This window comes from Thauera sp. JM12B12 (assembly GCF_039614725.1).
Classification (GTDB): domain Bacteria; phylum Pseudomonadota; class Gammaproteobacteria; order Burkholderiales; family Rhodocyclaceae; genus Thauera.
The window spans coordinates 3,521,993-3,534,275 of the sequence record NZ_CP154859.1; the positions used below are offsets into that span (position 1 = coordinate 3,521,993).

The following is a 12,283-nucleotide window of genomic DNA, read 5'->3' on the forward strand; positions in this document are numbered from 1 at the left end:
GTGCCCGCCCGAGCGCCCGCCCGCATCGCGCCCGCCTCACAGCACATAGACGAAGATGAAGAGGTTGAGCCACACCACATCCACGAAGTGCCAGTACCAGGCCGCGGCCTGGAAGCCGAAGTGGTGCTCCGCGGTGAAGTGGTCCTTGATCACGATGCGCAGCAGCATGACCAGCAGGATCAGCGCGCCTATGGTCACGTGCAGGCCGTGGAAGCCGGTGAGCAGGTAGAAGGTGTTGCCGTAGACCCCGGAGTCCAGGCGCAGACCGAGGTCCTCGTAGGCGTGCATGTATTCATAGCCCTGCAGGAACAGGAAGGTCACCCCGAGCAGCACGGTGATCGCGAGAAAGAGCTTGAGCCGCAGCCGATTGCCCTGCTCGATCGCCACGTGCGCGACCTGCAGCGTGACTGAGGAGGCAAGCAGGATCACCGTGTTCCACAGCGGCAGGCCCGACCAGGGCATGGCTTGGGTCTCGGTACCGCCCGGAGTCTTGAGCAGCGGCCAGGCGGCCTCGAAGTCCGGCCACAGGATCTCGGCGGTCATCGCGTTGTTGCTGGCGCCGTCCAGCCATGGCACCGATACCACGCGGGCATAGAACAGGGCGCCGAAGAAGGCGAGGAAGAACATCACCTCCGAGAAGATGAACCAGCTCATGCACTGGCGGAAGGAGCGGTCGAGCTGGGCGGAGTACAAACCGCGCTGGGATTCGTCGATGACCTTGCCGAACCAGCCGAACAGCGTCACCACCAGCAGCGCGATGCCGGCGGCGAGCACCCAGGGCCCACCGCGCGCCCCGGGCTGGTCAAGCTGGCTGATCCACAGCGCCGCGCCGTAGCCGATGAGCAGCAAGGCAAGCGCGCCGACGATCGGCCAGGCGCTGTCGTGCGGGACGTAGTACTTCTGATGCGTGGTCGTCGTCATGGTGCCCCTCCCTTGCTGCGGAACCCGGCGCGGCGTGCGCCGGGACCGCGTGGCTTCAGCGGCTCGCGGTCTGGCCGACGCTGCGATACAGGCGGTAGGACAGCGTCAGGTTCTTGAAGCGCGCCGGCAATTCCGGATCGACATAGAACTGAACCGGCATGGCCTTGCGTTCGCCCGGCGCCAGCGGCTGCTCCTGGAAACAGAAGCATTCGATCTTCATGAAGTGGCGGGCGGCCTCTCCGGGCGAAACGGAGGGCACGGCGGTGGTGACGATCGGCTCCCCGGTGCGGTTCTCGACCACGAAGGACACCACCTGCAGGTCACCCGGATTGAGGCGCACACGTGCGGTCTCGGGGGCGAAATCAACCGCGACGGCAGGGTCGTGGGTGGCGAGGAACTCGACCGTGACCTCACGCCCGCGATCGATCCGGTCGGGCGCGGCGGCGGCAACCTTGTCGGTCTTGCCATTGATGCCGGTGATGTCGCAGAACACGTCGTACAGCGGCACCAGCGCGAAGCCGAACGCGAACATCGCCAAGCAGGCGAGCAGCAGCTTGTTGATCAGGCTACGGTGGTCAGACATCGCGCGTCCTCCGTGCGCCGCCGTGCAATCACTTGACCACCGGCGGGGTGTCGAAGGTGTGATAGGGCGCCGGCGAGGGCACCTCCCACTCCAGCCCCTGCGCGCCTTCCCACACCCGGTCGGTCGCCTTGTCGCCGATCCCGCGCATGCAGCGCACCACACCCCACAGGAACAGCAGTTGCGACAGGCCGAACAGGAAGCCGCCGATGCTCATGAAGGCGTTAAGGTCGGCGAACTGCAGCGCGTAGTCCGGGATGCGGCGCGGCATGCCGGCCAGGCCGACGAAGTGCATCGGGAAGAACAGCATGTTCACCGAGATCAGCGAGCACCAGAAATGCACCTGGGCGAGGCGCTCGTTGTACATCACGCCGGTCCACTTCGGGATCCAGTAGTACACCGCGGCGATGATGCCGAACACCGCGCCCGTCACCAGCACGTAGTGGAAGTGGGCGACCACGAAGTAGGTGTCCTGGTACTGGAAGTCGGCCGGGATGATGGCCAGCATCAGCCCGGAGAAGCCGCCGATCGTGAACAGCACGATGAAGGCGAGCGAGAACATCATCGGCACCTCGAAGCTCATCGAGCCGCGCCACATCGTCGCCACCCAGTTGAACACCTTCACCCCGGTGGGCACGGCGATCAACATGGTGGCGTACATGAAGAAGAGCTCGGCGACCACCGGCATGCCGGTGGTGAACATGTGGTGGCCCCAGACGATGAAGGACAGGAAGGCGATGCTGGCGGTGGCCACCACCATCGACTCGTATCCGAACAGCGGCTTGCGCGCGAAGGTGGGGATGATGCTGGAGACGATGCCGAAGGCCGGGAGGATCATGATGTAGACCTCCGGGTGGCCGAAGAACCAGAAGATGTGCTGGAACATCACCGGGTCGCCGCCGCCCGCGGCGTCGAAGAAGCTGGTGCCGAAGTACTTGTCGGTGAGCACCATGGTGACCACCCCGGCCAGCACCGGCATCACGGCGATGAGCAGGAAGGCGGTGATCAGCCAGGTCCACACGAAGAGCGGCAGCTTCATCCAGGTCATGCCGGGCGCGCGCATGTTCCAGATGGTGACGATTACGTTGATCGCGCCCATGATCGAGGACACCCCCATCAGGTGCACCGAGAGCACGAAGAAGGCGGTGGAGTCGCCGCTGTAGGTGGTCGACAGCGGCGCGTAGAAGGTCCACCCGGCCGCGGGCGCGCCGCCCTCCATGAACAGCGTGGACAGCAGGATCGCGAACGCGCAGGGCAGGATCCAGAAGCTCCAGTTGTTCACCCGTGGCAGCGCCATGTCGGGCGCACCGATCATCAGCGGGATCATCCAGTTGGCCAGGCCGACGAAGGCCGGCATCACCGCGCCGAACACCATCACCAGGCCGTGCACCGTGGTCATCTGGTTGAAGAAGTGCGGATCGACGAACTGCAGCCCGGGCTGGAACAGCTCGGCGCGGATCACCATCGCCAGGCTGCCGCCGATGAACAGCATGGTCAGCGAGAACAGCAGGTAGAGCGTGCCGATGTCCTTGTGGTTGGTGCTGAACAGCCAGCGCGCGAGGCCGCGCGGCTTGTGGTCGTGGTCAAGGTGCCCGTGTGCGTCCAGGGTGCCGGTGATCTGGGTGCTCATCGCTCATTCCCCCTTCTCGATCGCGGCCGCGACGTCGGCCGGCTGCACCATGTCGCCCTTGGCGTTGCCCCAGGCGTTGCGCTCGTAGGTGATGACGGCGGCGAGTTCCTTCGCGCTCAGCTGCTTGCCGAAAGCCTGCATCGCGGTGCCTTCCTTGCCGAAGAGCACGATGTGGATGTGCGCGGCCGGCTCGCCCATCGCGATCGCGCTACCCTTCAGGCCGGGGAACACGCCCGCCAGGCCCTCGCCATTGGGCTGGTGGCAGGCCACGCAGGCGCGGTCGTAGACCTCCTGGCCAAGTGCCATCAGCTCGTCCATGCTCATCGGGCCGGCGGTCGCCGCCTCGGCCCTCGCCTGCTCGGCAAGCGCCACCTGCTGGGCCGCCCAGGCCTCGAAGTCCTCGGGCGTCTTCACCTCCACCGCAACCGGCATGAAGCCGTGGTCGCGCCCGCACAGCTCGGCGCACTTGCCGTAGTACAGGCCGGGCTTGTCGACGCGCGTCCAGGTCTCGTTGATGAAGCCGGGCACGGCGTCCTTCTTGATCGCGAAGTCGGGCACCCACCACGAGTGGATGACGTCGTCGGCGGTGAGCAGGAAGCGCACCTTCTTGCCCGTTGGCAGAACCAGCGGCTTGTCCACCGCCATCAGGTAGTCGGGGGATTTCTCCGCCTCGTTGGCGATCTGCGCGCGCGGGGTGGCAAGCACCGAATAGAACTCGATCGGGTAGTCGAGGTACTTGTAGTGCCACTTCCACTGCGAGCCGGTGACGAGCACGGTGAGCTCGGAGGCGGAGACGTCCTCCATCGCGATCAGCGTGCGTGTAGCCGGCACGGCCATCGCGATCAGGATCAGCACCGGGATCGCGGTCCACAGGATCTCGATCTTCATGCTGCCGTGGAACTGCGCCGGCACCACGCCCTTGGCCTTGCGGTGGTGGATGATCGACCAGAACATCAGGCTGAACACGACCAGCGCGATCGCGACGCAGATGTAGAAGATCGTCATGTGCAGGTCGAAGACCTGCTGGCTGATCTCGGTGGCGCCGCGCGTCATGTTGAAGCGGGGTTCCTGCGCGCCCGCCGGAATACCGGTCGCGAGCAGCGTGGCTGCGACCGTGGGGTGGTTCAGATACGTCCTCGCCTGCCACAACCCGGATGAACGGTGTCTCACTGCCGACCCCCTCTTATCGTTATGGGTGTGATGCCGCTACAACAGCGCAACTGAAGTCCTGACTGCTCCCTGTGCCTTTCGCCGAGCCCGCGAGCGCGGCATGCCGTTTCCCCCTCTCCCCTCGACCCTCGTCAGCGCCAACGGAATGGCCACGACGACCCGGAGTTTAGATTCAATATAAACCTCAACAAGGGAAAGGCAAGGCACGACAAGAACGCGCGCGAGATCGATTCCAATTCGCCCTATTGACCCCTCAAAGCGTGGTCCGGATCAATCGGGGAATACCTGCACCTCGCGCGGAGGGATCGTCGCCAGCGCGCGCCCGGCCCCATGCCGGACGAAAAACGGCGACCCGCAGGCCGCCGTTCTTCGTATCATCGCGCGCCGGGCTCAGCGCTTGAAGCGCTCCTCGGCGATCGCGTCCGCGACCTCGCCGGTCGGGCGCTCTTCCTTGCGCGCGCGCTCGAAGACTTCCATCAGGTTGTCGTGGATGCCCTCGATGTGCTTGAGCAGCGCGCCGCGGTCGAAGCCGATGCGCTCGTGGTAGACGTCGATGATGCCGCCGGCGTTGATGACGTAGTCGGGCGCGTACAGGATGCCGCGCTTCATGAGCTCGACGCCGTGGCGCGGCTCGGCGAGCTGGTTGTTGGAGGCGCCGGCGACGATTTTCGCCTTCAGTTGCGGGATGGTGCTGTCGTTCAGGATGGCGCCGAGCGCGCACGGGGCGAAGACGTCGACGTCGAGCGCGAAGATCTCCTCCGGCGCGACCACGATGGCGCCAAGCTCGCGGCCAGCCTGCACCAGCGGCTCGCGGTGGATGTCGGTCACCCACAGCTGGGCGCCAGCTTCCTTGAGCTGGCGGGCGAGGTCGTAGCCGACGTTGCCCACGCCCTGCACCGCCACGCGCAAGCCTTCGAGCGAGTCGCGGCCGAGGCGCTCCTTCACCGCCGCCTTGATGCCGATGAAGGTGCCATAGGCGGTGGCGGGCGACGGATCCCCGCTGCGCGTGCCCTGGTCGGACGGCTTGTCGACGATGCCGGCCACGTGCTGGGTGAACTGCGCCATGTACTTCATGTCGGCGACGCTCGTGCCGGAATCCTCGGCGGCGATGTAGCGGCCGTTCAGCTGCTCGAGCGCGCGGGCGAAGGCTGCGAGCAGCTCGGGCGTCTTCTGCGTGCGCGGGTTGCCGATGATCACCGACTTGCCGCCGCCGAGCTTGAGGTTGGCCATCGCCGACTTGTAGGTCATGCCGCGCGACAGGCGCAGCACATCGCGGATCGCCTCCTCCTCGCTGGCGTAGGGCCACATGCGGCAGCCACCGAGCGCCGGGCCGAGGTTGGAATTGTGGACGGCGATGATCGCCTTCAGTCCGCTCTTGTCATCGCTGACGAAGACCACCTGCTCGTGGTCGGCGAAGTCGCTCAGGGAAAATACGGCCATGCTGTGTCTCCTTCCTTATGGGAACGTGGGTGTGAGCCGTCCCGCCCGACGCTGCTCGTGGCAGGCCGGTGCAGGTTGGCAGGGTGTGGAACCCTTGCTTCGGATCAATGGGGTCTGACCCCATTGATCTTCAGCCGGGGATGATGGCGATGGTCTTGCGCACCTTGGTCGCGAGCGGGGCGCTGACCGGGCGGCGGTGGCGGAAGTCCTCGAGCAGGGCGGCCTGGCGCTTGCGGGCGCTGGCGAGGTAGCGCTCGCGAACGTGACCATAGCCGCGGATCTGGTCGGGGATGGCGGCGAGTTCGATCGCCGCCTCGTGGTTGCTGCGGTCGAGGTTGAGGAGGATCTCCTCGACCACGCGCTCGTATTCGGCGATCAGCTCGCGGTCGAGTTTGCGGTCGTGGCTGCGGGCGAAGGGGTCGAGCATCGAGCCGCGCAGGTGGCGGAACTTCGCCAGCGTGCGCATCGCCTTGAGCATCCACGGGCCGTAGGCCTTCTTCTGCAGCGCGCCGGTCTGCGGGTCCTTGTCGGCCAGGGTGGGCGGGGCAAGGTGGAACACCAGCTTGTAGTCGCCCTCGAACTGCTCCTCGACGCGCTTGAGGAAGTCCGTCGCGGTGTACAGGCGGGCGACCTCGTACTCGTCCTTGTAGGCGAGCAGCTTGTGGTAGCCGCGCGCCACCGCCTCGGTGAGCAGGGTGATGCCCGGGGCGAGCTTCGTCTCCGCGGCGCGCACGCGCTCGACCAGCCTGGCGTAGCGCTCGGCGTAGGCGGCGTTCTGGTACTCGGTCAGCTGGGCCTTGCGGCGGGCGATCAGCTCATCGACGCTGGTCGAGAGCTTGTGATGCTCGGGCGTGCCGAACTGCGGCTTGGCGGCCTCGTTCACCGCCTTCAGGTCGACCGCGGCGCGCCGGCCCCACAGGAAGGCGGCCTTGTTGGCCTCGACCGCGGCGCCGTTGATCTCGATCGCACGCTCGATCGCCTGCCGCGACAGCGGCACCAGGCCGCGTTGCCAGGCGTAACCGAGCATGAACAGGTTGGTGGCGATCGAGTCGCCCAGCAGGTCGGTGGCGATGCGGGTGGCATCGAGGAACTCGGCCTTGTCCGCGCCGACCGCATCGACGATCTGCGCCTCCATCGAGGCCGCCGGGAACTGCGGATCGGGGTTGGCGCCGACGTTGCCGCTGCGCGCCTGGGCGGCGAAGCCGCGCACGAACTCGCTGGTGTTGGTCTGGTCGCGGTTAATGACGACGCGGGTGAGCCCGTTCTGCATCTTGGCGAGCGACTCGTCGCTGGCCGCCACCACCAGGTCGCAGCCGATCACCGCATTGGCCTCGCCGGCGGCGACGCGGGCGGCGTGCAGCTGCGCCTGGCGGTCGGCGATGCGCACATGCGACCACACCGCGCCGCCCTTCTGCGCCAGGCCGGCCATGTCGAGCACCGAGATGCCCTTGCCTTCCAGATGCGCGGCCATGCCGAGCAGCGCGCCGATGGTCACCACCCCGGTGCCGCCGACGCCGGTGATCAGGATGCCCCAGGGCGTGGCGGTGGAGGGTAGCTGCGGCTCGGGCAGCTCGGCAAAGGCGGCCTTGCCCGCGGCCTTGCCCTTCCTCAGCTTGCCGCCCTCGATGGTGACGAAGCTCGGGCAGAAGCCCTTCACGCAGGAGTAGTCCTTGTTGCACGAGGACTGGTCGATGAAGCGCTTGCGCCCGAACTCGGTCTCCACCGCGCCCACCGACATGCAGTTCGACTTGTCGCTGCAGTCGCCGCAGCCTTCGCACACGTGATCGTTGATCACCACGCGCTTGGCGGGGTCGGGGAACTTGCCGCGCTTGCGCCGGCGGCGCTTCTCGGCGGCGCAGGTCTGGTCGTAGATGATCGCGGTGACCGCCGGCACGGTGCGCAGCTCGCGCTGCACGGCGTCCATCTCGTCGCGGTGGCGGATGGCGATGCCATGCGGCAGGTCGGCCGGACCGTAGGCACGCGACGTGCCGTCATTGACCACCACCACCGTGCCCACGCCCTCGGCGAGCAGCTGGCGGGCGATGATCGGCACCGACAGGGTGCCGTCGTGCGGCTGGCCGCCGGTCATCGCCACCGCGTCGTTGTAGAGGATCTTGTAGGTGATGTTGACCTTCGCCGCCACCGCCGCGCGGATGGCGAGGATGCCCGAGTGCATGTAGGTGCCGTCGCCGAGGTTGGCGAAAACGTGGGGGGTGTCGGTGAAGGGCGCCTGGCCGATCCAGGGCACGCCCTCGCCGCCCATCTGGCAGAAGGTCTGGGTGTGCTCGGGCGACAGCCAGGTCGCCATGTAGTGGCAGCCGATGCCGGCGATGGCGCGCGAGCCCTCCGGCACCTTGGTCGAGGTGTTGTGCGGACAGCCCGAGCAGTAGTGCGGCACGCGCTGGATGGACAGCCGCGGCTTGGCGAGCGCGGCCTCCTTGGCCTCGATGAAGGCGAGCCGCGCCTTGATGCGGTCGGAGGTGTGGAAGCGCGCGATGCGGCCGGCGATCGCGCGGGCGATCATCGCCGGCGTCAGCTCGCCGGCGGCGGGCAGCAGCCAGTCGGCGTGCGGCAGGGCCCACTCGCCCTTCTCGTCGAACTTGCCGATCACGCGCGGGCGGACTTCGTCCTTCCAGTTGTAGAGCCCTTCCTTCAGCTGGTACTCGAGGAACTGGCGCTTCTCCTCGATCACCAGGATCTCGTCCAGGCCTTCGGCGAACTTGCGCACGCCCTCGGCCTCGAGCGGCCACACCATGCCGACCTTGTACAGGCGCAGGCCGATGGCCGACGCGGTGGCCTCGTCGATGCCGAGGTCGTCGAGCGCCTGGCGCACGTCGAGATAGCTCTTGCCGCTGGTGATGATGCCCAGCTTGGCGTTCGGGCTGTCGATGACGGTGCGGTTCAGGTTGTTGAGCCGGCAGTAGGCGAGCGCGGCATAGAGCTTGTGGTGCAGCAGGCGCTTCTCCTGCACCAGCGGCGGATCGGGCCAGCGCAGGTTCAAGCCATCCTCGGGGAGCGGAAAATCCGCCGCCGTCGGGATCCGTGTCTGCACCTTGAAGGGATCGACGTCCACCGAGGAGGACGTCTCCACCGTGTCGGTGAGCGCCTTGAACGCGACCCAGCAGCCCGAGTAGCGCGACAGCGCAAAGCCGTGCAGGCCGTACTCGAGGTATTCCTGGATGCCCGCCGGCGCCAGCACCGGCATCATCAGCCCCTTGAACACGTGCTCGGTCTGATGCGGCAGGGTCGAGGACTTGGCGGCGTGGTCGTCGCCGGCGATCACCAGCACGCCGCCGTGCTTCGAGGTGCCGGCGGCGTTGGCGTGGCGGAACACGTCGCCGGTGCGATCCACGCCCGGGCCCTTGCCGTACCAGATCGAGAATACGCCCTCGTGCTTGGCATTGGGGTCGAGCGTGACCTGCTGCGTGCCCCACACCGAGGTCGCGGCGAGATCCTCGTTGAGGCCGGGCTGGAAGCGGATCTGCATCGGCTCGAGATACTTCTTCGCCTTCCAGAACTCCTGGTCGACGTTGCCGAGCGGCGAGCCACGGTAGCCGGTGACGAAGCCGGCGGTGTTCAGGCCGGCGGCTTCGTCGCGCATCTTCTGCATCATCGGCAGGCGCACCAGGGCCTGGATGCCGGTCATCCAGGCGCGGCCGGTCTTCAGGGTGTATTTGTCGTCGAGGCTGACGGGGGGCACGGTGTTCGACATGGTGGCGTGAACCGCCGCCGGCAGGAACCTGCGCACGGGTAGCGCACAGGAAGTGCTGGCTGGCGTTGTCTCCTTGGGTGATGAGTTTTCTGTTTCGTCCGGTTACGCGGACAACGCATCGCATGCTACGGCGCGCCGACGAAATAATTTTTCTGTTTTCGCCGCCGAGGCTGCGAGATAAGAAAAATTATTCCACTCATCACACTTACTATTCGCCGCGTCCGACCACGGCCATCCAGCCAGCGGACAGCAAAAAAACAAGGGCCATCAGGTCGCATCGAGGCCATGTCTGCGCCGCACAAACGGCAAGCGCGCGGCTACACTGCGGCCTTTTTTGCCCTCCGCGCCACGAGCGCCGACATGAACGAGGAGACTACCGTGATCCAATCCGCCACTTCCGGCCGGGTGCGGCACCCCGCACCCACCCCTGCGACCCCGATGCCGACCGTCTGCCAGGAGCGATGACATGAGCGCCACCACGCACGCCCAATGGTCGTCGCGGATGGGCTTCGTGCTCGCCGCCACCGGCTCCGCCGTCGGCCTCGGCAACATCTGGAAGTTTCCCTACATGGTCGGCCAGAGCGGCGGCGCGGCCTTCGTGCTCGTCTACCTGCTGTGCATCGCGCTGATCGGCGTGCCCATCCTGGTGTCGGAATGGATGATCGGCCGCCGCGGCCAGAAGAACCCGATCAACACCATGGCCCAGCTCGCGCACCAGAACGGGCACACGCGCAATTGGGCGGTGGTCGGCATCGTCGGCGTGCTCGCAGCCTTCCTGATCCTGTCCTTCTACTCGGTGATCGGCGGCTGGGCGCTGGCCTATATCCGCGACGCGGCCACCGGCAGCTTCACCGGCCTGGACAAGGGCGGCGTCGGCGCGATCTTCGAGGGCTTCCTGGCCAGCCCGGGTGAGCTGCTGAGCTGGCACAGCGTGTTCATGCTGCTGACCGTGATCATCGTGGCGATGGGCGTCTCGTCCGGCCTCGAGCGCGGCAGCAAGTTGATGATGCCGGCGCTGGCGCTGATCCTGATCGTGATGGTCGGCTATGGGATGACCACCGGCGCCTTCGGGCAGGCGATCGCCTACCTGTTCAACCCCGACTGGAGCAAGCTCGACGGCTCGGTACTGCTGGCTGCGCTCGGCCATGCCTTCTTCACCCTGTCGCTGGGCATGGGGATCATGATGGCCTACGGCTCCTACCTCGGCGAGGATGTGAACCTGCTGCGCACCGCGCGCACCGTGGTGATCATGGACACCGTGTTCGCCCTGTGCGCCGGCCTGGCGATCTTCCCGATCGTGTTCGCCAACGGCCTGGACCCCGCGGCCGGCCCTGGCCTGGTGTTCGTCACCCTGCCCCTGGCCTTCGGCAACATGGGCGGCGGCCTCGTGCTGGGCACCCTGTTCTTCCTGCTGCTGACCTTCGCCGCGCTGACCTCGTCGATCTCGCTGCTGGAACCGGTGGTCGAGCTGCTCGAGGAGCGCACGCCGATGAACCGCGTCACTGCCACCGTGGTCGCCGGCTTGACGATCTGGGCGCTGGGCATCGCCGCGCTGCTGTCCTTCAACGTGTGGAGCGAGGTCAAGCTCGCCGGGCTCAACATCTTCGACCTGCTCGACTACGTCACCAGCAAGTTCATGCTGCCGCTGGCGGGCCTGGGTGCGATCGTGTTCGCAGCCTGGAAGCTGGAGCAGGCGAGCGTGAAGCACGAGCTGCGCCTCGGCGACACCGGCTTCGCGCTGTGGACGGTGCTGGCGCGCTACGTCGCACCGCTGGGCGTGCTCTACGTGTTCTGGAACAACCTGTAAGGCGCACCGCGCGCACCCGCGCGCGAGCGGACGAACGGCCCTGCCCGCCTCACAGCGGCAGGGCCGTCTCGTTCTTGATCTCGCGCAGCGCCACCGCGGAGTGGGTGACGTCGATCTCGGGGATCTTGAGCAGGAAGTTGTGCATGAAGACGGACAGGGCTTCCAGGTTCGGCAGGTAGAGCTTGAGCAGGCAGTCGGTCTCGCCGAGCAGCTCGTAGCACTCCACCACCTCCTGGCAGGCCTTCACCACCTTCTCGAAGCGCTCGAGCACGTCGGCGCTGTGCTGCTTGAGCTTGACCCGCACCCACACACAGGTGCCCAGCCCGACCTTGTGCCTATCGACGAGCGCGACGTAGCCGCGGATCACGCCCGCCTCCTCCATGTCGCGCACCCGCCGCCAGCACGGGGTCGGCGACATCCCGACCTTGTCGGCGAGCGCCTGGGTACTGAGGGTGGAGTCCTTCTGCAGGAGCGTCAGGATGTGGCGCTGCGCCGGGTCGAGCTTCATGAGGGGTGGCCTTGTGCGGCTGTCGTCTGGTTGCTGCGGGCGTCGGGACGCCAATGGCGAGTCCCCGTGGGAGCGGGTTTGCCCGCGAAAGCGGCGGCCGCGCAGCGCCGTCGTTCGCGGGCAAGCCCGCTCCCACAGATCGTTGCTCCCACAAGAGGATTTACAGCACCTTCAGCAGTTCGACCTCGAACACCAGGGTGGCGTTGGGCGGGATCACGCCGCCGGCGCCGCGTGCGCCGTAGCCGAGCTGGGGCGGAATGGTGAGCTTGCGCTTGCCGCCTTCCTGCATGCCCTGCACGCCCTCGTCCCAGCCGCGGATCACGTGGCCGGCACCGAGCGGGAAGGCGAAGGGGTCGTTGCGGTCCTTGCTCGAGTCGAACTTGCGCCCGTCGGTGAGCCAGCCGGTGTAATGCACCGACACCATGCGGCCCGCGACCGCGGTGTCGCCGCTGCCGACCTCGAGGTCCTCGATCACGAGTCCGCTGGCGGTGGTGGTCTGGGTCATGCCGTTCTCC

9 protein-coding genes are annotated in these 12,283 nt (G+C 67.0%); 1 reads left to right on the forward strand and 8 read right to left on the reverse strand.

Annotated features, from left to right (window positions below):
- Window positions 1-36: 36 nt before the first annotated feature.
- From AAG895_RS16000 to AAG895_RS16025, 6 genes are all read right to left on the reverse strand, one after another.
- Window positions 37-921 (reverse strand): cytochrome c oxidase subunit 3, encoded by an 885-nt coding sequence (locus AAG895_RS16000; protein ID WP_345792977.1) that lies wholly within the window; start codon window positions 919-921, stop codon window positions 37-39.
- Between the two features lie 55 nt (window positions 922-976).
- The gene (locus AAG895_RS16005) at window positions 977-1,504 is read right to left on the reverse strand and encodes a cytochrome c oxidase assembly protein (RefSeq protein ID WP_345792978.1); all 528 of its coding nucleotides are present in this window, start codon (window positions 1,502-1,504) and stop codon (window positions 977-979) included.
- A gap of 28 nt (window positions 1,505-1,532) precedes the next feature.
- On the reverse strand, window positions 1,533-3,131 hold the full coding sequence (gene ctaD, locus AAG895_RS16010; protein WP_345792979.1) for a cytochrome c oxidase subunit I: 1,599 nt from the start codon (window positions 3,129-3,131) through the stop codon (window positions 1,533-1,535).
- 3 nt (window positions 3,132-3,134) lie between these two features.
- The gene (gene coxB, locus AAG895_RS16015) at window positions 3,135-4,301 is read right to left on the reverse strand and encodes a cytochrome c oxidase subunit II (protein WP_345792980.1); all 1,167 of its coding nucleotides are present in this window, start codon (window positions 4,299-4,301) and stop codon (window positions 3,135-3,137) included.
- A 390-nt stretch (window positions 4,302-4,691) separates the two neighbouring features.
- Window positions 4,692-5,741, reverse strand: a complete 1,050-nt coding sequence (locus AAG895_RS16020; protein WP_345792981.1) for a Glu/Leu/Phe/Val dehydrogenase dimerization domain-containing protein — start codon at window positions 5,739-5,741, stop codon at window positions 4,692-4,694.
- A gap of 130 nt (window positions 5,742-5,871) precedes the next feature.
- A complete protein-coding gene (locus AAG895_RS16025; protein ID WP_345792982.1) occupies window positions 5,872-9,453 on the reverse strand; it encodes an indolepyruvate ferredoxin oxidoreductase family protein in 3,582 nt (1,193 codons plus the stop codon).
- Window positions 9,454-9,919: 466 nt separating this feature from the next.
- Between AAG895_RS16025 and AAG895_RS16030 the strand changes: the two genes are divergently transcribed.
- Window positions 9,920-11,260 carry a sodium-dependent transporter gene (locus AAG895_RS16030; RefSeq protein WP_345792983.1) on the forward strand — a complete coding sequence of 447 codons (1,341 nt, stop codon included), beginning with the start codon at window positions 9,920-9,922 and terminating at the stop codon, window positions 11,258-11,260.
- Window positions 11,261-11,309: 49 nt separating this feature from the next.
- Here the strand turns inward: AAG895_RS16030 and AAG895_RS16035 are convergent, their stop codons facing one another.
- Both AAG895_RS16035 and AAG895_RS16040 read right to left on the reverse strand, forming a co-directional pair.
- Window positions 11,310-11,768, reverse strand: coding sequence for an Lrp/AsnC family transcriptional regulator (locus tag AAG895_RS16035; RefSeq protein WP_345792984.1), 459 nt, complete (start codon window positions 11,766-11,768; stop codon window positions 11,310-11,312).
- A 160-nt stretch (window positions 11,769-11,928) separates the two neighbouring features.
- Window positions 11,929-12,273, reverse strand: a complete 345-nt coding sequence (locus AAG895_RS16040; RefSeq protein WP_345792985.1) for an FKBP-type peptidyl-prolyl cis-trans isomerase — start codon at window positions 12,271-12,273, stop codon at window positions 11,929-11,931.
- Between the last annotated feature and the right edge of the window lie 10 nt (window positions 12,274-12,283).